Here is a 19,559-nt window from a genome sequence, read left to right as displayed (position 1 = left end):
AATGTCTGCACGCACCAAGAAGGAACTCCGCGGCATCCTCGCCGCCGTCACCACCCCGTTCACCGAGGACGGCACCGCCATCGACGAGGCCACCCTGCAGGCCCAGGTGGAGCGCCTGGTCGCCGCCGGCATCCACGGCATCGTCCCCACCGGCACCACCGGCGAGTTCACCACGCTCTCACCCGAGGAATACCGCCGCGTCATCGAGCTCTACGTCAAGGGCGCCGACGGCCGCATCCCGGTGGTGGCCGGCATCGGTGCACTGTCCACCCAGGGCGCCATCGACCTCGCCCGGCACGCCGAGACTGTCGGCGCGGACGCCATCATGCTGGTTCCGCCGTTCTACGATCCGCTGGACCTGCGCACCCTGAAAGCGTTCCTGTCCGCTGTGGCGGAATCCATCACCATTCCGATCGTCTATTACAACGTCCCCGGCGCCACCGGCATCCAGCTGACGGCAGCCGAACTGGCCGAACTGGGCGAAATCGACGGGGTGGATTACATCAAGAACACCTCTGATGACGCAGTGGGCCTGGCCGAGCTGCTTGCCAACCACACCGGCAGCATCAAGGCCTTCAACGGCTGGGACACCTTGACGTTCTTCGGCATCGCTTCCGGCGCCGAGGCCTCCGTCTGGGGAACCGCAGGCGTGGTCCCGGAACTCGCCGTCGAATTCTGGGAAGCCCTGGCCGAGCAGAAGGACCTGGTCCGCGCCCGCGAGCTGTGGAAGCACCTCTGGGCCATCAGTGACTTCCTCGAGTCCGTGAACTACGTGGCCGGTATCAAGGCGGGCCTGGAACTCCTGGGCCACCCGGTGGGCCCGGCCCGCCTGCCCATCCTCCCCCTGCCTGCCGAAGAGCGTGAGCGCTTCGCCGGCATCCTGCAGAACGCTGGCGTCCTCCCGGCAGTGGCAGCATGATCCAGCGCTCCGCCACCACAATCACCCTCGACGCCATCGAGGTGCACGCCGAAGGCGAGCCGGGACGGATCCTTACCTCCGCTGCCGCCCTCGTGCAGGGCGAGACGATGGCGGAGCGCCTGCAGTACTGCAAGGACAATCTGGACTGGCTGCGCCGGCTCATGCTCCATGAGCCGCGTGGCTACCCGGGACTGTGCTCGGTGATCCTTCTGCCTGCAGTGAACGAGGGTTCGGATTTCGGCATCGTGGTCCTGGAGCAGGGCGGATTCACGCCGATGTCCGGGTCCAACACCATCTGCGCTGTCACCGCGGTGCTGGAAGAGGGCATTGTGCCGGTCCGTGGCCCGGAAACCGTCGTCACTATCGACACCGCAGTCGGCACCGTGCAGGCGGTCGCGAAGGTGCACGAGGGCAAGGTCCTGTCGGTGACTGTCGTGAACGTCCCGGCGTTTGTCGTCGAACTCGACCACCCGCTGCAGGTCCCGGACTACGGCACCGTGCCCGTGGACATCGTCTTCGGCGGCCAGTTCTTCGCCCAGGCCAAAGCCGCTGACCTGGGGCTGGACCTGCACCCGGACAACGGCAAGGAGCTCGCCCGCGCCGGTGCCTTGATCAAGATGGCCGCACTGGAGCAAATCCAGGTGACCCACCCGGACAACCCGCTCATTTCCGGAGTCAACCTGGTCATGCTGCACACCGGTGATCGTGTGGCCGGCCGGCAGGACCGCAACACCGTGGTCCTGTCCAACGGCAAGCTTGTCCCGTCCGACCCGTCTACCTGGACCGGCGCGCTGGACCGCTCCCCCTGCGGCACCGGAACGTGTGCCCGCATGGCCGCGCTTCACGCCCGCGGCCAGCTGGCCATCGGCGAGGACTTCTCCCACCACAGCATCATCGGCAGCGAATTCATCGGCCGCCTGACAGGTACGGCGACCGCGGGCGGCCGCGAAGCAGTCCTTCCCACCGTCACGGGCCGGGGCTGGGTCACCGGACGCAGCCAGTGGGTCCTGGACCCCACCGACCCCTTCCCCTCCGGCTACACGGTGGGCGACATCTGGGCGCCCGGCGCCTAACCACAATCTTTGAAACCACTTTGAAAGCAGGAGTCAGTGAGCCAGTTCATTAACGGCAAACTCGTCGAAGGCACCACCGGCGAAACCGCGGATGTCATCGATCCATCAAACGGAACCACCGTCGCCACCATCACCCTCGCCGGCAGCGATGACGTCAAAACGGCCGTACAGGCCGCCCGGGATGCGTTCCCGGGCTGGTCCCGCGCCACCCCGGCCGAGCGGTCAGCCGTCCTGATCAAATTCGCCGCGCTCATGGCAGAACGCGCCGAGGAGTTTGCCCAGCTGGAATCCCGCCAGTCGGGCAAGCCCATCCGCCTCACCCGTGAATTCGACGTTCCCGGCACCATCGACAACATCGCGTTCTTCGCCGGCGCCGCCCGCAACCTCGAAGGAAAGGCCACGGGCGAATACTCCGCGGACCACACATCTTCCATCCGCCGCGAGGCGATCGGCGTCATCGGGTCCATATCGCCGTGGAACTACCCGCTGCAGATGACCGCCTGGAAGATCCTGCCCGCCATCGCTGCCGGCAACACGATCGTCCTCAAACCCGCCGAAATCACCCCGCTGACAAGCCTGCTCTTCGCCGAAGTGGCCACCGAAGCCGGCGTCCCGGACGGGGTCATCAACGTCCTCACCGGCCGCGGCTCCACCGTCGGCGCCGAACTCCTGCGCCACCCCGACGTGGACATGCTCTCCTTCACCGGCTCCACCGCAGTGGGACGCACCGTCCTGGACGCCGCCGCTACCACCGCAAAACGTGTCCACCTCGAACTCGGCGGAAAAGCACCCTTCGTGGTCTTCGACGACGCGGACCTGCAGGCCGCGATCCACGGCGCCGTCGCCGGGTCCCTGATCAACACCGGCCAGGACTGCACCGCGGCCACCCGCGCCATCGTCCACCGTTCCCTCTATGAGGACTTCATCACCGGCGTCGCGGACCTCTACGCCAAGGTCAAGCTCGGCCCCACCGCTGACCCCGCCACGGACCTCGGCCCGCTCGTTTCCCGCAAGCACCAGGAAACCGTGGCCGGCATGGTGGAGCGTGCCCGCGGCTACGCGCGCGTCATCGGCGGCGGCACCCCCGAGGGCGATCTCGCCGCCGGCTCCTACTACCGCCCCACCCTCGTCGCTGACGCCACACCGGACAGCGAAATCTTCCGCGACGAAGTGTTCGGCCCGGTCCTCGCCGTCACCCCCTTCGACACGGACGACGAAGGGATCGAACTGGCCAATGACACCCCCTACGGACTCGCCGCGTCAGCCTGGACCAAGGACGTCTACCGGGCACTGCGCGCCACCCGTGAAATCCGCGCCGGCGCCGTCTGGGTCAACGACCACATCCCGATCATCAGCGAGATGCCCCACGGCGGCTTCAAACAGTCCGGCTTCGGCAAGGACATGTCCACCTACTCCTTCGACGAATACACCGTGGTCAAGCACGTCATGTTCGACCTCACCGGCGAACAGGCCAAGGGCTGGCACCGCACCATCTTCTCCCTGGAGGACTAGGAGAATGACAACGACCGGCCTCACCGGGCGCTTTAGCGGCAAAACGGCGCTGGTCACCGGGGCGGGCGGAGGCATCGGCTCCGCCATTGCCCGGCGGCTGGCCAGCGAGGGCGGACACGTCTTCGTCGCCGACGCCAACGAGCCCGCGGCGAAGGAAATCGCTGACGCCCTGGTTGGTGACGGCTTCACCGCACAGCCGCTGGTCTTCGACCTCCTGGATCCTGAGGCCTCGGCCGCAGCGGTGCAGCAGGTCATTGACCACCGGGCCCGGCTGGATGTCCTGGTCAACAACGCCGGCATCAACCGCCGCGGGGACCTGCTGTCCCTGACGGAAAATGACTGGGACCTGTCGTTCGCGGTGAACGTGGATTCGCTGTTCCACCTCTGCCGGGCTGTGCTCCCGCACATGATCGAAACGGGAGGCGGTGCCATCGTAAACACCGCCTCCCAGTGGGGCCTATACCCGGCACCGGCCCACATCGCCTACAACGTGTCCAAGGCCGCCGTCGTCGCCTTCACCAAAAACCTCGCCCGCGACTACGCGCCGCACAACATCCGGGTCAACGCCGTCGCCCCCGGGGAGGTCCACACGCCCATGCTCGAGGCCGGGCTCGCGCGAAGTGGCCGCACCGTGGCCGACCTTGACGCGCTGGTGCCGTTCGGACGCATCGGCAAACCGGAGGAAATCGCCGCCCTGGTGGCGTTCCTCGCCTCCGACGAAGCACCCTACATCTGCGGATCAGTCATCGAAATCACCGGCTCGCAGGCGGTCGCATGAGCACCGGAATGCTGGCCGGGAAGACAGTGCTGGTCACGGGCGCGTCGCGTGGCATCGGCCGTGCGACCGTTGAGGTCCTCCACCGTGAAGGCGCCCACGTAGTGCTGCACTACGGGAACGACAAGGACTCCGCACAGGCCACGGCGGATAGGCTCGGCGATCGAGTGCTGCTGGTGCAGGGCGACTTGCGCGACCTCGCTGAACGCGTGCGGGTCTGGACAGAAGCCGCCGGCTGGCGGGGCGGCGTCGACGTCCTGGTGAACAACGCCGGCGCCTGGCTGGCCTCGGAGATTGACGACGACGACGCGTGGCGGCAGGGCTGGCAGGCCAACTACGAGCTGAACCTCCTCGCCCCTGCCGACCTGTGCCGGGAAGCCATCCTAGGATTCCGGAAGCGGGGCGGTGGAATCATCGTGAACGTCACCAGCCGCTCCGCGCACCGCGGGGACGACGCCGAACACCTCGCCTACGGCGCCGCAAAGGGCGGGCTGCTCGCCCTCACCAAAGGCATTGCCCGCGGCTACGCCAAGGACAATGTCCTCGCCTATGCCGTGGCCCCGGGGTGGGTGGCGACCGACATCTCGGCGCACATCTCCACGGAAAATTCCATGCTTGCCGGGCTTCCGCTGGGCGAAGTCACCCCGCCCGGGGACGTCGCCGAGGTGATCACGTTCCTGGCGTCCGGCCGGTCCCGGCACACGACCGGGGCCACCATCGACATCACCGGAGCGGACTATGTGCGCTGAGTTCGCCAACAGGCCACTACCTTCTGCCCCTTACAACAGAGCGTTGTCATCATAGAGAACTGGAAAGGCAATAACGGATATGCAGCACCGTCATGTGAAGGACTGGAGCACCCTCCTGGGAGCCAACGTCGAAATCCGCCAGAACCAGACCGTGATTTGTAGCGGGATAGTAGACGCCGTCACCGAAGACGCACAGATCATTTGGGTCCATTCACCGGTGGAAGGCAGGCGTCTCTTCGAGAAGGCCGAGTTCCACCAAGCCTGGGCGACCGAGGAAGGCACCGGCTTTCATTACAAGGTGAACCGGAACGAGGATGCATCGACTGCTTCATCCGGTCGACTTGAGCTTCAGCCAGCCTAATCCAGATGGCTACGTCGCATATCAATCCCATCGAGGTGCACAACGTATAGGAGCCTGTATGGGTCCCATTGAATTTTTTGACCCGTTTAGCGAGGGGAATTTGCCGGTGCGCACTTCGCCGCAGCGCCGGTCTCGGGTGACGACTTCACCAAAAGGACTGTCCGCAGAGCTGCCCGTTCGCTCTCATGGTCGCGAACGCGAACGGCAGCAGCTGCTCAGGGACCTCGCCGCCTTAGCAGCAAGTTCAGAAGGCAAAAATTCACAGGACACGGGTCCCAAGCCATAACCTCAGCTGCGGCCTTGGGTTGAAATAGGGTTCCAGACGAAGTTGCCATGTCTGAGATGGTTTTCAGCCTTTCCCAAGCAGAGTTTTGCGCCCAGCCAGCACCGGAACCCGGTGACACCCCTGACAATACCTGCGCAGACACGCGCACGGAAAGGACACTCATGCGTTTCAGCAGGACGCTAAACGTGGTTGATGCTCACGCCGAAGCCGAATCCGGCAAGGTCGTTATCGGCGGTGTCGGCCCTGTCCCCGGACAAACCATGTTCGACAAGATGGTGCACTTTGAAGAGCATCTAGACGATCTACGAAAGCTGCTCCTGTGCGAGCCCCGCGGCGCCGTGTGGCACAACGCCAACGTCGTGTTGCCGTCCAACAACCCCGAGGCCGACTACGGCTACATCATCCTCGAATCCACTGAGTACCCCGCAATGTCGGGGTCCAACACCATGTGTGTCGCAACCGTACTCCTCGAAACGGGGATGCTGCCGATGACGGAACCAGCCACAAACCTGGTGCTGGAGTCCCCAGCGGGCCTGATTCAGATTGAAGCAACCTGCGCCGACGGAAAAGTGCAACGAGTCAGGCTGGTCAACCAGCCCGCCTTCGTTTATCACCAGGACGCCAAAATCGATGTTCCTGGGCTGGGAAATATCGGCGTTGATGTTGCCTACGGGGGCATGACGTTCGCCTTCGTGGACGCCGAATCCATTGGCCTTTCACTCGACGTGACTCAGGAGGCGACGCTGTACGACCTTGGACAACGCATTAAGAAGGCTGCGGCAGAGCAACTCGACGTAAGCCACCCGTTGAATCCCCTTATTCCAGGCATTACCAATACCTCCTTCACCGGTCCGCTTCTTCGCGAAGCGGGACCGGACGGTGAGCAGATGATTAGGTCCGTCAACGCAGTGATTGTCTCCCCTGGCAGGCTGGACAGGTCGCCCTGCGGTACTGGAACGTCAGCCCGCCTCGCCCTCCTGCACTCGCGAGGAGAACTGAAGGCGGGGCAGCTGTTCCGGCACGAATCAATCATCGGTAGTCAGTTCGACGCCCGTATCGAAGAAATCGTGACTGTCGGTCCCTACGAGGCTGTAGTCCCGAGTATCTCCGGAAGCGCATGGATAACCTCCTTCAACCAACTCGTCCTGGATCCCTCCGACCCTTTTCAGGAGGGCTTCGTGGTGGGTAAACCGTGGAAAGCGGAGTACTGACCGCGACGTCGACGCTGTAGTAGCCGTGCAAGGGCTTTTAGACTGCTTGTATACGGCCGCGCCGGAAACCGACGCAGCCGCCGCTCTCACCCTTCTCGGCAGCTGGACCGGAAACAATCAGGATGGTGATTGGGCAGCCGCGAAACGGCGGTTCTTGCGCTATCCACAGCTCTCCGCGCCCCCGAAGGACCATCCAGAGCTGCAGGAGTCCTAAGCGATCCAGCTGTACCGGGCGTGGAGATCACTAACCGACGTCCGGCATACACCCCAACCTGACACGGTGCGTCTTGGACGTCATTACCAGAAACGACGGATTTGGTTCTCCAACCGACCGAGGGCCCGGTTCCTGCCCACAACCGGGGACAATTCTCATAGGTTATCCACCGCTACTGCTGCTAAGGGAGCTCCCCCTAACGGCTTCCACTTTCCAGCCGTGGATAACCCGAATTGACCCCAACTGTGGACAGAACACAGTCACCAGATCTCGTTTGTCCGAGGCGGGTTATGTTGACGGAAATATCCATTATCGACTCTTCTATGGTTGTCAACGTAGCAATGGCTGGGGACTGTTGGCATTGAGTGTGCGGTAGATCCGTCGGGCGAGGTAGCGCTTCACGCACCGACGAATTTCTTCCTTGGATCGCCCTTCTGCTTGCCGTTTCGCTACGTATTCGATGGTCGCTGGATCGAACGCCATCCTCGTAAGAGCAACCATGTGAAGGGCTTTGTTCAGGGTCCTGTCACCGCCGCGGTTGAGCCTATGACGGACGGTATTTCCAGATGAAGCGGGCGAAGGGCAGGTTCGAGGTCAGGATCAGCGAGGCGTGCTCGTAGCGGGACGAGACGAGTTGGAAGAACAGGTTCGCGGCGTCCTGCTCGAAGGGGATGTAGCCGACTTCATCCACGATGATCAGCCCGTAGCGGCGCAGCCTGACTAGACGTCTGGCAAATTACTTTGGCTAAGACCGATGATGGTTGCTTCAAGATCTTCCATGGACTGCCACATCCAGGCGATGGCATTGAGGTCCTCGGGTCTTTGGGCAAGTTCGAGCGGGCATCCGTCCAGGAGGCCGGCCAACCGCCTGAGCGCCGCAGATATCCGGCTATCTGCTGGGGACTTGTTCTCGGCGGAGAGGGAGCGGCCGGGGTTCGTACTTGGCCTCACAGCAGATCCAATTCCTGAATGAGTCCGTATTCAACGCCGGAGCTCAGGGTGGCAGTAAATGACCTGAAACTGTGTCGGGTAACCAGAATGCCGCGGTCCGTTGCCTTCTCGGTGAGCAGGCGGGTCGCCTCCTCAAGCTGCAGATCTCTGGATGCGCGATCCTGGGCTTCGATGATAATGGCGTTGTCGGTCAACATTGTTAGTCTCCATCGTCCAATACATGAGGGCGGTAAAGCCTTTGGCTGGCTGGTCGCCGGAAGAGTGTTGGATCCTCAAAATCCTATGGCGAGTCGCCGCGGGCGCCGCTGCGTATTTCGGGGTTGTGCTGTTTGTTTTGGCCACCTCGCCTTCCGCAGGGGGCTCGTGGATCCCTGGGACCGGCTGGGTTTGGTGATTGCACCCTGACTTACCTGGCTGGTTTCAGCACCAAAACTTCATCAAGATAGTCGACGAGATCGATTACTTGTAAGTCATAGTCGGCCGTCGCCAGCAACTTGGCCAGCAGTGCTTCGGCTACTTGGCGGGTACGAGAATTAGGCTTAGGGTTTCCGACAACAATCGAAACTTGTAGCTTCATGACTCTCACTAACTGTCGAAGGAATTGAGACGTCGCAACAAGACGTTTCCAACTTCGCAGAGGCGAATTCGGCGTGCTCGGATCGAGGAGTTCTACAACCGGGCCCGGCTGTATTCAGCCCTGGGCTACACCACACCGGTGGAACACGAACAATTCCTCACCACGAATAACCCTCAGCCGGCACAAGCCGCCTGATCAACTGTCCACGACTTGCGGGCAACCCCACAGGAGTCTCCCTTCGCGCGTGCGGCGCTGACGGCGGCGTCTAGACGATATGAGTTAGGAGGAGTCTGGGCCCGTTGTGGGTTCCAGGTCCTTCTGAAGGCCATTATCGCCGCCGCCGATCCCGGAGCGCCCCGTTCCGAGGAGGGGGCATCCCAGGGTGTTGCTTTGGGGGCGCTCCGGATCGTTTGCCGGCGTGGATGGCCTCTATCAGAAGGGCCCGGAAGGACCGTCTTGAGGGGCTGGAACCTCCTTTTCAAAGCAAGACGTGGGTTGCCTGCCACACTTGGCGGACAGGTAGAGCCACATTTGAAATTTTGGAGGTTCCAGCTATGTTCGAGCGTACAAGCGTGGGCCTGGATGTCCATGCCCGAAGCGTCGTAGCCTGTGCATTGGACGGTCTGACCGGGGAAGTTTTCCGGCACCGTCTGACTCCTGACCGGGATGAGATTCTTGCCTGGATCATCTCGCTGCCGCCACCGGTGAAAGTCGTTTACGAGGCGGGCCCGACAGGTTTCGGTTTAGCCAGGTTCCTGGGATCTGCCGGCATCGATACCGTGGTCGCGGCGCCGTCGAAGCTTCAGCGCCCCTCCGGTGACCGGGTCAAGACCGATGCGAAAGATGCCCTGCACCTGGCCCGCTTACTCAAACTCGGTGAGATCACCGCGGTCCAGGTCCCCTCGGTAGAGCAGGAGGCAGCCCGTGATCTTGTCCGCTCCCGTGAGGATCTCCGCGGGGACCTGATGCGTTCCCGGCACCGGATCTCCAAGCTCTTGTTGCGCCAGGGCATCGTATATTCGGGTGGGCAGGCATGGACCGCAGCTCACGAACTGTGGTTGGCCCGCCAACATTTTGATGCTCCGGCACGACAACTGACCTATGAATCCTCACTGGAGGCCATGCATGAGATCTCTGACCGTCGTGACCGCCTCGATCAGGCGATTACGGTCATGGCATATGGAAGCGGATACACGCCGGTAGTCCGAGCGTTACAGTGCTTGCGCGGTATCTCTACGCTGACCGCGTTCGGCCTCGCTGTCGAGATCGGCGACTGGGACCGCTTCACCGGCTCCACGATCGGCGCTTATTTGGGTCTGGTTCCCACTGAGCATTCCTCAGGAGCGTCCCGGTCCCAAGGCTCCATCACGAAAACTGGCAACAGCCACGCCCGCCGGCTTCTCGTTGAAGCGGCCTGGCACCACCGCCGACCATACAACACCCCGTCCCGGCTCATGCGCTCCCGCTGGGAAGAAGCCAACTCCGAAGCACGAATCCGCGGCCACGCCGGAAACCGGCGCCTGCACGAACGCTGGATCAAATACCTCGAACGCCGCAAGCGCCCCGTCATCGCCAACGTTGCCATCGCCCGCGAGCTCTCCGGCTGGTGCTGGTCCCTGGCAACCGGAAACCCAGCAACACGACATTCGCCTATCTGACCTCCGTTCCTTCCGAGGAACGGAAACAGCCGGGGATGCAACGGGTAAATGGTTTCTTGCAGCGCGTGGAGTAAACCCGCGATACAGCTATGGGCAGCCCTTAAAGGACCACGCCCGATATTGCTAGACCAGCGGTAACCTCCAGCCGAACACATCGTCCTGCGGTAACCAACCCGCGCATATCAGTCTGACCGCGCCGTCGCCAACGACATGCTAACCCAACACCCGTGCTCACCCGGCAACTAAAAGGAAGCAGTCCCGAGGGCCTTAAACCTTGGGACTGCTTCCCCATGCTCTTGACAGGCCGGAACTACATATCAGCTGTACAACCCGGTTGGTTGGTGACGCGCCTCACCAATAAGCCGCGTCACCAACCAACCGGGTTAGTACATCTAGTTGTAAGGAGGGACCGACGTTCCAAGTCTCCGACGATGCTGCGCCGCACGCCGTTGCCCTCCGGGTAGCCGGCCGAGCCTTCGACGCCGGACTCGGCCTGGTATCAACTGCTTAGATTGGTGCGGCATTCGCGGTCACCGCCATCGGCAGCACCCTGCTGGACCAACATCTGACTGTCCGCCATTCCGCAGCACAAACAGAGCCAGCGGGAAGCGAAACATTATCCCGAGACCCTGCGACCGCTAAGGTCAGTCGAGAGTGTGGACGCCAGAAGTTTTTGGGTGTATTCGCTCTTAGGCCGTGACAGTACCTCGTCGACCGGACCTTCCTCTTGCACACAACCGCCCTGCATCACCATGACACGATCGGCAAAATCGCGCACAAGATGCAAGTCATGCGTTATGAACACGCAACTGAACCGTAGTTCTCGCTGCAGGCGTGCCAAAAGAATCAAGATCCGCTTCTGCACCGCCACATCGAGGGCACTCGTTGGTTCATCAGCGATTAGAAGCTGCGGGGGCCTAGAGATCGCGCGCGCAATACTCACGCGTTGACGTTGGCCGCCTGATAACTGATGCGGGAACAAAGTTATCCATCCCGGGTCGATACCAACACTCTCTAGCAATTTGGCAGCGGCGTCATCGGTCAGTTCCGCCTTAGGAGCACCACTGTACAGTCGAGGTGCCAGGATAGAGTCACCAATTGAAAGTCGCGGATTCAATGACGAGGCGCTGTCCTGAAAGACAAATGAAGCGGTCAGCGCACCACGGAGATCTCTCGAACGCGCGATGCCTTCGCCCTCCACCGCCGCGTGCTCGAATGTCGACGGTAAGAGCCCCGCTATCGCTCTACCGAGCGTCGACTTGCCCGAGCCGGACTCCCCGACAATGGCGAGAGTCTCATGCGCTGAGAGCTCAAAATCGATTGATTTGACAACGGATTCCTGTGAGGAGCGCATCCCCGGATATCGAACGGAAAGTCCCTTGAACGAGAGGACACTCGTGGTTGGCGCTGCGCTCATCACTTCACTAGACGGCGCCCCCTCTGCAGACTCGAGCCGGGCAACAACACGCACATTCTCTGTGCTCGAATTCTCCAGCAGATGTCTCGTATAGTCCATCCTTGGCTGCTCGAGGACATCAAACACGGACCCGTACTCGACGATCTCGCCGCGATGCATCACATTGACGCTGTCTGCAATGTCTGCCACCACGCCTAGATCATGAGTAATAAGGAGTACGCCCATCCCGAGCTCATCGCGCAACTCTCGGATCAGGTTGAGAATCTCCGCCTGCACCGTTACGTCGAGAGCAGTGGTTGGCTCATCCGCGATGAGGAGCTTGGGGTTGTTCGCAATCGCCATCGCTATCATTACCCGTTGTCTTTGACCGCCTGAGAGCTCATGGGGGAATTGATGCAGTTTCAACTTCGGGTCGCGAATGTGCACCGCGTCGAGTAGTGCAACGCATCGTGCGAGGATTGCCTTTCGGCCTATCTTGTCTGCCCCTCGAATAGCGCCTGCGAGCTGTCTTCCGATCCGAAGGGCAGGGTTCAAAGCCGTCATCGGCTCCTGGAACACGGTGCCAATTTCACCGCCCCGCACGCTTAGAAGTCTCGATTGGGAAGCCTTAAGAAGATTTTCGTTGCCGAAACCGATAGAGCCGGCGGTTTTCGCGGTCTCAGGCAGCAGCCTCAGAATGGACATTGCGGTCGCGGACTTCCCTGAACCCGATTCACCCACGAGTGCTGCGATCTCTCCCTCGGCCACGTGCAGGTTCACGCCGCGTACGGCTTCCTTCTCACCTCCGAAGGAAACGCGAAGATCTTGGATATCAAGAAGGGTAGATTTCGAGTTATGCATGAGGGAGCTCCATTCTCGGGTCGAGGGAGCGGCGCAGGCCATCGCCGACGAGGCTGAAAGCGAGGATGGTGATGATCACGGTAATCGCCGGCGTCATCAGCGCGGCAGGTTGAGTTGCCATGAACCGGGTCGACTCGGCCACCATGGATCCCCATGAGGGCGCCGGTGGAACAACCCCCAGACCAAGGAAGCTCAATCCTGATTCCATGAGAATCGCTGCCGCGATGACGAGTGTGAATTGCACGATGATCGGCGCCATAATGTTCGGAACGATTGTTTTCAAGAGGATGCGACTCGAACTCGCTCCATACAGCACGTCCGATTCGACATACTCCTTTGCTCGCACTGTTAGTGTCTGTCCGTATGCAATTCTCGCGAATGCAGGCAGGAAGATGAAGACCAGTGCGACCGTCAGCGTGACTTCTCCTGCCCCGTACAGCGTGACAACGAACATCGCGAGCAGCAGCGGCGGCATGGTCATCAGTACATCGATGGACCGCATGGAGAGCCCTCCGATGAACTTCCCGAAGTAGCCTCCAACCAGGCCAATGAAAGTGCCCAGAATGAGTGCACCGACCGTTGCCGAGAATGCGATGAAGAGTTCAATGCGAGCACCATAGATGAGACGGGCAAGAATATCCCGGCCGTACTGATCCGTTCCGAGAATATGAGCCGAACTGCCTACCGGAAGAAACCGGTTGGTCGAATTTTGGGCGAGCGGATCAACAGAAGAGATATATTCAATCAGCATGCTCACGACGAGCAGGACCACAATGAAGGCCATGGCTGCCCAGTGCATCGCAGAGAAGCCTCGAAAAAGGCGCTTGAGTGTCAACTTCATGTTCCGCTCCTCGCGCGTGGGTCGAGCACTCCGTAGAGGAAATCAACCACGACGTTGATGATGATAAATATGCTTGCGGTGAGCAAGATAACACCCTGCAGGAGCGGGTAGTCCCGAGCCTTCACGCTCTCCATGAGCAGGGAGCTGAGTCCTGGCCAGCTGAAGACCCGCTCCACCAGCACCGTGGAGCCCACGAGTATCCCTACTTCAAGGCCGGTGATGGTGAGTACTGGCGTCAGTGAGTTCCGCAGGATGGCGTGCACCCACACCCGACGAGACGAGTGCCCCTGCGCCCGTGCAGTCCGGACCCAATCCTGCTGTCGGGTCTCTAGCACCGAGCTGCGGGTTGTGCGGGCAATGATGGCGGTCAAGCCTATAGCAATCGAGATGACGGGAAGTATCAGCAGCTTGGAGTGTCGGGCAGGATCATCCGAGAAGCTGGTAAAACCGCCTGCTGGCAGCCAACCCAGTTTCACTGAGACGAAATAGACGAGCAACGTACCCAACACGTACACCGGCGCCGACAGCCCAAAGGACGTCAAGGCCGAGAAAATTGTGCCGTTCCCCCGGAACATGGCTGCTGACACCACGCCGAAGATGATCCCGAGAACAACCGATACGAGTCCCGCATAGGCAACGAGCTCGAGTGTGTTCGGAAGTCTCTCCAACAGCAGGTCCAGCACGGGCTGCCTATGCACATATGACATGCCCAGGTCGCCGGTCAACAGCCCGCCGATGTACGTGACGAACTGGATCAGGATCGGCCTATCCAGCCCAAGTTCGGCACGAAGTGCCGCTATTGCTTCCGGAGAGGCACCCCCGGCATCGCCACTCAGCAAGAGTGCTGCCGGGTCCCCCGGCACTGATTGAATCATCACGAACACGACTGTCGCAACGGCAAACAGGAGGCCGACTGCGATCAGGATCCGTTTGACGAAGAAGCTCACCCAAATGGGTCTCCTTTCGAGGACGCTGCCGAGGGTGAACTTCATTACTGCACCGTCACGTTCGTGAAGTTAAGTCCGGACATTGAGACCTTGAAGCCTGGTAGCATCTCGAACCCCTTGACCTTATCGCTCACGCCGAAGGCTTGGCCACGCTGTGCGAGCTGCACGAACGGTGCCTCCTCCTGAATGATTTGGAAGGCTTTTTTGTAGTCCGCGAGTCGCTCCTCATCCGTCTCCGCTGCGAGGCCGCTCTGCAGCAGCCCGGTAAGCTCATCATTTTCGTAGCCGCAAGGGTGGTAGATGAATTTTCCGGTGACGTAGCTAAGCAGGTAACTCGGGTCTGTCACGGGAGATACAACCGCACCACCGCCGTTAGTGGCATAGTCGCATGCCCCAAGTTTTTCCACCATGGTGGGGAAGTCCGTCAGTTCAAGTTCAAGATTGATCCCGATCTCCTTGAGGTCGGATTGCACGCTGATGGTTATGTCCTGCGAGAATTCGTACTGCGACGTTCCGAGCATGGTGCTGGAGAACCCATTGGGATATCCGGCTTCTGCGAGAAGCTTTTTAGCCTTCTCCGGGTTGTACTCCCACATAGCTGTGGCTTCCGGAATGTCATACTCGCTGCCTTCTTCAACTGCAACCCCGTATATTGGTTTCGCGTTGCCATAGAAGACGCTGTTGACAATCGCTTCACGGTCAATGGCATAGGCGACGGCCTGCCGCACCTTCGGGTTGTCCCATGGCGCGACGTTGGTGTTGAAGTGCATCTGGTTTCCGGGTCCATCCTTGGAAGTAAGGGAGAAGCCGGAAGCATCCTCGATCTGCGCGAAGCTCTCCCAAGGCACGTAGTCGATGATGTCGACGTCACCCCCGAGGAGGCTGTTCACTCGCGCCGCACTGTCCTTGTAGTAGGTGATTTGGATTTCATCCAGTGCGACCTCCCCGCTCTCGTAGTAACCGTCGAAGTGCTCAACAGTGAGCCCCACGCCAGTAACCTTCTCACCGAGTGTGAAGGGGCCGGCTCCGATTACGTTGTCCACCGATTTATTCAGGGCACTATCAGGAAGAATCGGCGTGTTCGGGTCGGCCAAGTTCTCAAGGAATACCCCATTGTTCTGCTTCAACTTGATGGTAAATTCCCCGTCAGCACCTTCCTCGATTGAGTCGATGTTTGCAAAAGCAGTGGCGAAGGCTGCTCCGTTGCCAGGATCGGCATAGTACTTGTACGTCGCTTTCACGTTGTCGAGGGTGACCGGCGAACCGTCATGGAACGTAAGGCCCTCACGCAGAACGAACCGATACTCATTCGCTGCAACCTGTTCGAACTCTGCGGCCAGCGCTGGCTCAACCTCACCCTTCTCGTCGTACGCGACAAGTCCTCGGTGCAGCAGAGAGTTCATCATCATGCCTGATGCTCCCTGATCCGCCCCCGCAATCAGCGCCGGCGCCTCGGCACTGAAACCAAAGTGCAGCTTCTGTTCCACTGCAGCATCACTGTCGGCGCCAGATCCCGTGCAGCCTGACAGTGCAAGAGCCCCTGCCACGGCGCAAGCCATAACCGACCAGCTTAAGGATTTTTTCTGCATTTCATTGCCCCTGCTCTCTCTCTAACACCACTTCGTTGTAGCCGCTACTCATCGTATTTCGCGGCATCCCCGAAAATCAATAGATATGTATAAATCTGCCGATTTAGATAGAATCGTTTCAGAAAGCCTCGTTCGCAGACCCCTGTTCGCATGCGATCCAGTAGCCTAAGGGGGCCTGAGCAACGCAATGAGCCCAATACGTGGATCCCGGGAAGGAACAACAACGATGCCACCTACAGCTACCGGTGTATCAAGCTGGCTGAGCTCGCTCTCTCAACGCCACGTGCTCACTCGGAAGGAGCAGTCGGTTGCGGACTCGCTTGCAGCACATCCCCGGCTCGGTTCGTACGGATCCATACGGGAGGTAGCAGAGAAGTCGAACGTAAGCATCGGTACAGTGACCAGGGCCTCGAAGTCCTTGGGATTTATGGGGTGGCCCGCACTCCAAGAAGAACTCCGGGCAATTTACATCTCTTCGTTGAGTGCCGCGGAAATCGCGGAGCATCGCAGCCACGGTCAAGATCGACCGGCATACGCTTGGCTCACTCGTGACCGCGACAATATCAACTCGTTCATGAAGGCATGCGATCTCGAGCAATTAAGAAGGTGCGCCCAGTTGATCCAGAAGAGCCGGCGAGCTTTCGTCGTCGGGCTCGGGAGCTACAACGGTGTTGGCTACGCTCTCGCCCATTCCGCCTGGCTACATGGCTACGATGTACGTTTGCTCTCGGAAGAGATGCAGGTAGTGAACACCATCGCCCAATTGGGCCCGGACGACCTCGTGATCATCATGAGTTTCTGGCGGCTCTATGAAGTAACATTCCAAACCATCCGGGCATGCAACGAACAGAGCGTACCAATCATCCTCTTGTCCGAGAACCTGACGCATGACATTGAAGAGCAGTGCACCGAAGTGATTCGCGTACCATCTGAGGCTGTTGGGTTTCAGACATCGCTCTCGACCGTCGTGTCCGTCGTTCAAGCAATCATCGCGGAACTAATCGCCCTCGACCCCGATCGAGCCAAGGATGCGATTGCTCGGACCGAGAAGCGCTGGGAACAGTTCGGGCTTCTGCGCTCCTACTGACGAATCTGACTGCGGGCGCGCACCCTGACCAAGGTGATCAAGACGGATTCAACCGGTCGACTCTTCTATGTCTGTCAACCGCGTCCGTCGCATCTACCGCGCTGAGCGTGCGGTAGATGCGGCGGGCCAGGTAGCGTTTGATGCAGCGACGTATTTCCTTGTCAGTACGACCCTCGGCGCGTCGTTTCTCCACGTACTCGCGGGTTTCGCCGTCATGGGTCATCTTGACGATCGCAACCATGTGTAAGGCACTGTTCAGAGACCGGTCACCGCCCCGGTTTAACCGGTGCCGGACAGTGTTCCCGGAGGACGCGGGTATTGGATTTACCCCGGCCAGGGAGGCAAATGCTGCCTCGTTACGGACCCTGCCTTCGTGCGACCACGCGGAGAGGCACTTCGCAGCGCTGATCGCCCTGAACCCCGTCTCCTCCAGCAGCGGTGCGGCCTCGCTGACCTTCACCAGATCGTCCAGCTGGTTCTCGTTGGCCTTGAGTTGCTCATCCAGCGCCAGGACGTGTTTGGCCAGCCGCACGGCCTCGACGCGGGCGATGGACAAGGAAAGCTCTTCCTCGCGGGAACGCCACTTTGAGACTTTGCAGGATTCCGCTGATGGCATTCTTCTAAATGAAACAATGCTTGCAAGACTGGACTGTTGATAGCCTTGTTGCAACAACCTTGTTTTCTAGGTAACGTTGCTTTTGGGCCGATATCCCTCGGGAGTGCCACACTTTCACGCCGATCGAAATCGAGCTGGCAGGCGGCCCGTGCATCCCGCACGCACCCGCAATCAGCGGCCGCGCAGCAAGTCAGAGTCACGCAACGAAAGGAAGCTCATGAAGCTAGAAGAAGGCGACGCTTGGGTCAACAAAGGATACGGACAGGCCAAGATCGCGCCCGGAAGCCGCCCCGCAGTTCTTATAGTTGACCTGCAGTACGCATTCACAGATCCGTCGTTCACCGCTGGCGGATCCCCTCTGATCGACCGCGCCACCAACAACGCGGCTCGAATCGCTGCAGAAGCCCGGCGTCTGCATATACCTGTATTCCACACCGTCGTGGCCTGGGACAATGAGATTGAGCGTGGTCTCTGGCCGATCAAGCTCCCCTACACGCGTGAGATGACCACCGGGTCGCGTTGGTCGACGCCCGACGAGCGGGTCTGGGCCGAGGGGGACGTCATGCTGCCGAAGCTCTGGCCGTCATTCTTCAATGGCACACCGCTCCACTCCTTATTGACGGCGGAAGGTATCGACACTGTCATCGTGACTGGGTGCACCACATCTGGTTGCGTCCGGGCCACGTCCGTTGATGCCTTTTCCTATGGGTTCCGCACCCTAGTTCCCGAGGACGCCGTCGGCGATCATGGTCAGGATGCCCACGAGTCCAACCTGCGAGACATCCATCGCCGGTACGTCGAAGTTACATCGAGCGATCAGGTTCTCGCTTACTTCGGTACGCTGCCTGCCCGGGAGCCACGGAAGCCTGTCGATGAGGTGAACGCGCAAATGCAGTCAGAGCATGCATCTCGGGTGTAAGTCCCATTGCAGAAGGTCGAGTAGGAGGGCCGGCGTCCCCCGGCCCTCCTACTTTGATCATTCCCCAGCTCAGTGACACGCCAGCCATGAGCTTTCCTTGTTATTTGGGTCAGTACGGGTACACCTGTTCTTCATGACCTCCCTTCGGCCTTTGGCTTGAGGAGAGTGAAGGCAGCTGTGCGTTGGACGGTCAGGAGACGCCGCAGTTCAAGCTCGCGGATGAGTACCTTGGGCGTTTGGCGGACAGGAATTACTAACCGGAGACGGTGGGGTCCTGCGGCTATGGCCCGGTTCCGGGAGGGCGGGACCGAATATGATCACGCTGTCGGACCTGCCGGAGTGTTCCCCAACGGCCGGGAAGCCCCGTCGGGTCGAATCCTGGGAGCGGGGCGGGATATCGGCGTATACGGTCCTCGGCAAAGAGCTGTTCCTCGCTTCGGCTGCGCGACCACGTCGCTGCCCAGTACGCTGTTTCACCTGGGACTGCCGGAATGCCGGCCAGTTATTACACGGCGGACCGCAATGGCGGGCGCGACGGGTCGAGGTGTACTGCTGCCCGCATTCTGAATGAGGATCCGACCGCCGGTACCGAGAGGTCGGTACGCTGGCGCCGCCCGAGAGCGGAACGCAAGCAGTGTTCGACGAACGCCCTGGCTTTGACGGTTGAGGTCTCCCATCCCACGATGGCACAGGAGCCCAGGTGCATGACCAGGCCGACATACACGATTCCGGTAGACCCGCGCGTATTTGAAATGGGTACCCAGATCTGGATCGGGGCCGGGGCGGTGAAGTTCTTGTTCCCGGGCTGCGGGCACGGGCGGTCTTCCTTGCTACTAAGGGCCGCCCAAACCCAGCAGCCCAGCGGTTTGCGGCCGTCAAGTTTTTGAGACAGTTCTCGTTGTTGTTGGTTAGACGCGAGGAATTCGCCCGGCGGGGTAGCACATGGGGGCGACGACCCGTCGCATCAGCTGCACGTACTCCCCCCGAGCAGGTCTAGGAGCTCCATGGCGGATGCGG

At 60.6% G+C, this 19,559-nt stretch carries 16 protein-coding genes and 3 pseudogenes; 10 read left to right on the top strand and 9 right to left on the bottom strand.

Annotation, left to right across the window (positions count from 1 at the left end; translation table 11 throughout):
- The first annotated feature begins 1 nt into the window (after position 1).
- The 7 genes from FHJ30_RS20935 (at position 2) to FHJ30_RS20905 (ending at position 6,886) form a co-directional block, all read left to right on the top strand.
- The gene (locus tag FHJ30_RS20935; protein WP_139031172.1) at positions 2–919 is read left to right on the top strand and encodes a dihydrodipicolinate synthase family protein; all 918 of its coding nucleotides are present in this window, start codon (positions 2–4) and stop codon (positions 917–919) included.
- On the top strand, positions 916–1,992 hold the full coding sequence (locus FHJ30_RS20930; protein WP_139031171.1) for a proline racemase family protein: 1,077 nt from the start codon (positions 916–918) through the stop codon (positions 1,990–1,992). Before FHJ30_RS20935 ends, FHJ30_RS20930 begins: the two co-directional genes overlap by 4 nt.
- A 36-nt stretch (positions 1,993–2,028) precedes the next feature.
- Positions 2,029–3,504, top strand: coding sequence for a gamma-aminobutyraldehyde dehydrogenase (locus tag FHJ30_RS20925; RefSeq protein WP_139031170.1), 1,476 nt, complete (start codon positions 2,029–2,031; stop codon positions 3,502–3,504).
- 4 nt (positions 3,505–3,508) lie between these two features.
- A complete protein-coding gene (locus FHJ30_RS20920; RefSeq protein WP_139031169.1) occupies positions 3,509–4,282 on the top strand; it encodes an SDR family NAD(P)-dependent oxidoreductase in 774 nt (257 codons plus the stop codon).
- A complete protein-coding gene (locus FHJ30_RS20915) occupies positions 4,279–5,028 on the top strand; it encodes an SDR family NAD(P)-dependent oxidoreductase (RefSeq protein ID WP_205677064.1) in 750 nt (249 codons plus the stop codon). The genes FHJ30_RS20920 and FHJ30_RS20915 overlap by 4 nt, the downstream gene beginning before the upstream one ends.
- A 79-nt stretch (positions 5,029–5,107) precedes the next feature.
- Complete coding sequence (locus tag FHJ30_RS20910; RefSeq protein WP_139031168.1) at positions 5,108–5,389, top strand: hypothetical protein; 282 nt, start codon at positions 5,108–5,110, stop codon at positions 5,387–5,389.
- 333 nt (positions 5,390–5,722) lie between these two features.
- Positions 5,723–6,886 carry a proline racemase family protein gene (locus FHJ30_RS20905; RefSeq protein WP_205677063.1) on the top strand — a complete coding sequence of 388 codons (1,164 nt, stop codon included), beginning with the start codon at positions 5,723–5,725 and terminating at the stop codon, positions 6,884–6,886.
- Between the two features lie 544 nt (positions 6,887–7,430).
- Here the strand turns inward: FHJ30_RS20905 and FHJ30_RS20900 are convergent.
- From FHJ30_RS20900 to FHJ30_RS21485, 4 genes and pseudogenes are all read right to left on the bottom strand, one after another.
- A pseudogene (locus FHJ30_RS20900) lies at positions 7,431–7,682 on the bottom strand (transposase); the annotation flags it as partial.
- Positions 7,669–7,830: pseudogene (locus tag FHJ30_RS20895) on the bottom strand (ATP-binding protein); the annotation flags it as partial. The pseudogenes FHJ30_RS20895 and FHJ30_RS20900, both read right to left, overlap by 14 nt.
- A gap of 217 nt (positions 7,831–8,047) precedes the next feature.
- Entirely contained in the window at positions 8,048–8,248 is a 201-nt protein-coding gene (locus FHJ30_RS20890; RefSeq protein ID WP_139031167.1) for a hypothetical protein, read from the bottom strand.
- Between the two features lie 209 nt (positions 8,249–8,457).
- Entirely contained in the window at positions 8,458–8,628 is a 171-nt protein-coding gene (locus FHJ30_RS21485; protein ID WP_171059161.1) for a hypothetical protein, read from the bottom strand.
- A 554-nt stretch (positions 8,629–9,182) separates the two neighbouring features.
- Here FHJ30_RS21485 and FHJ30_RS20885 point away from each other — a divergent pair.
- Complete coding sequence (locus FHJ30_RS20885; protein ID WP_139031166.1) at positions 9,183–10,286, top strand: IS110 family transposase; 1,104 nt, start codon at positions 9,183–9,185, stop codon at positions 10,284–10,286.
- Between the two features lie 616 nt (positions 10,287–10,902).
- On the opposite strand, the gene FHJ30_RS20880 is transcribed toward FHJ30_RS20885, so the two are convergent.
- From FHJ30_RS20880 to FHJ30_RS20865, 4 genes are read right to left on the bottom strand one after another with little or no spacing between them, the layout of a single operon-like run.
- Positions 10,903–12,543 carry an ABC transporter ATP-binding protein gene (locus tag FHJ30_RS20880; RefSeq protein WP_171059160.1) on the bottom strand — a complete coding sequence of 547 codons (1,641 nt, stop codon included), beginning with the start codon at positions 12,541–12,543 and terminating at the stop codon, positions 10,903–10,905.
- On the bottom strand, positions 12,536–13,384 hold the full coding sequence (locus FHJ30_RS20875; RefSeq protein ID WP_139031164.1) for an ABC transporter permease: 849 nt from the start codon (positions 13,382–13,384) through the stop codon (positions 12,536–12,538). The genes FHJ30_RS20880 and FHJ30_RS20875 overlap by 8 nt, the downstream gene beginning before the upstream one ends.
- Positions 13,381–14,376 carry an ABC transporter permease gene (locus FHJ30_RS20870; protein ID WP_139031163.1) on the bottom strand — a complete coding sequence of 332 codons (996 nt, stop codon included), beginning with the start codon at positions 14,374–14,376 and terminating at the stop codon, positions 13,381–13,383. Before FHJ30_RS20870 ends, FHJ30_RS20875 begins: the two co-directional genes overlap by 4 nt.
- Positions 14,376–15,920, bottom strand: coding sequence for an ABC transporter substrate-binding protein (locus FHJ30_RS20865; protein ID WP_139031162.1), 1,545 nt, complete (start codon positions 15,918–15,920; stop codon positions 14,376–14,378). Before FHJ30_RS20865 ends, FHJ30_RS20870 begins: the two co-directional genes overlap by 1 nt.
- A gap of 187 nt (positions 15,921–16,107) precedes the next feature.
- Between FHJ30_RS20865 and FHJ30_RS20860 the strand changes: the two genes are divergently transcribed.
- Complete coding sequence (locus FHJ30_RS20860) at positions 16,108–17,007, top strand: MurR/RpiR family transcriptional regulator (RefSeq protein ID WP_139031161.1); 900 nt, start codon at positions 16,108–16,110, stop codon at positions 17,005–17,007.
- 37 nt (positions 17,008–17,044) lie between these two features.
- On the opposite strand, the pseudogene FHJ30_RS20855 reads toward FHJ30_RS20860, so the two are convergent.
- Positions 17,045–17,599: pseudogene (locus FHJ30_RS20855) on the bottom strand (transposase); the annotation flags it as partial.
- A 241-nt stretch (positions 17,600–17,840) separates the two neighbouring features.
- Between FHJ30_RS20855 and FHJ30_RS20850 the strand changes: the two are divergent.
- Positions 17,841–18,542 carry an isochorismatase family protein gene (locus tag FHJ30_RS20850; protein WP_139031160.1) on the top strand — a complete coding sequence of 234 codons (702 nt, stop codon included), beginning with the start codon at positions 17,841–17,843 and terminating at the stop codon, positions 18,540–18,542.
- Positions 18,543–19,559 lie beyond the last annotated feature (1,017 nt).

The organism is Arthrobacter sp. BB-1 (assembly GCF_006151685.1).
Lineage (GTDB): Bacteria > Actinomycetota > Actinomycetes > Actinomycetales > Micrococcaceae > Arthrobacter.
The sequence above is the reverse complement of the archived record's forward strand: the minus strand, read 5'-3'. Positions and strand labels throughout refer to the sequence as shown.

Coding starts and splice junctions, on each gene's coding strand:
- FHJ30_RS20935 (WP_139031172.1), top strand. CDS start 2: ATGTCTGCACGCACCAAGAAGGAACTCCGCGGCATCCTCGCCGCCGTC.
- FHJ30_RS20930 (WP_139031171.1), top strand. CDS start 916: ATGATCCAGCGCTCCGCCACCACAATCACCCTCGACGCCATCGAGGTG.
- FHJ30_RS20920 (WP_139031169.1), top strand. CDS start 3,509: ATGACAACGACCGGCCTCACCGGGCGCTTTAGCGGCAAAACGGCGCTG.
- FHJ30_RS20915 (WP_205677064.1), top strand. CDS start 4,279: ATGAGCACCGGAATGCTGGCCGGGAAGACAGTGCTGGTCACGGGCGCG.
- FHJ30_RS20910 (WP_139031168.1), top strand. CDS start 5,108: ATGCAGCACCGTCATGTGAAGGACTGGAGCACCCTCCTGGGAGCCAAC.
- FHJ30_RS20905 (WP_205677063.1), top strand. CDS start 5,723: ATGTCTGAGATGGTTTTCAGCCTTTCCCAAGCAGAGTTTTGCGCCCAG.
- FHJ30_RS20890 (WP_139031167.1), bottom strand. CDS start 8,248: ATGTTGACCGACAACGCCATTATCATCGAAGCCCAGGATCGCGCATCC.
- FHJ30_RS21485 (WP_171059161.1), bottom strand. CDS start 8,628: ATGAAGCTACAAGTTTCGATTGTTGTCGGAAACCCTAAGCCTAATTCT.
- FHJ30_RS20885 (WP_139031166.1), top strand. CDS start 9,183: ATGTTCGAGCGTACAAGCGTGGGCCTGGATGTCCATGCCCGAAGCGTC.
- FHJ30_RS20880 (WP_171059160.1), bottom strand. CDS start 12,543: ATGCATAACTCGAAATCTACCCTTCTTGATATCCAAGATCTTCGCGTT.
- FHJ30_RS20875 (WP_139031164.1), bottom strand. CDS start 13,384: ATGAAGTTGACACTCAAGCGCCTTTTTCGAGGCTTCTCTGCGATGCAC.
- FHJ30_RS20870 (WP_139031163.1), bottom strand. CDS start 14,376: ATGAAGTTCACCCTCGGCAGCGTCCTCGAAAGGAGACCCATTTGGGTG.
- FHJ30_RS20865 (WP_139031162.1), bottom strand. CDS start 15,920: ATGCAGAAAAAATCCTTAAGCTGGTCGGTTATGGCTTGCGCCGTGGCA.
- FHJ30_RS20860 (WP_139031161.1), top strand. CDS start 16,108: ATGAGCCCAATACGTGGATCCCGGGAAGGAACAACAACGATGCCACCT.
- FHJ30_RS20850 (WP_139031160.1), top strand. CDS start 17,841: ATGAAGCTAGAAGAAGGCGACGCTTGGGTCAACAAAGGATACGGACAG.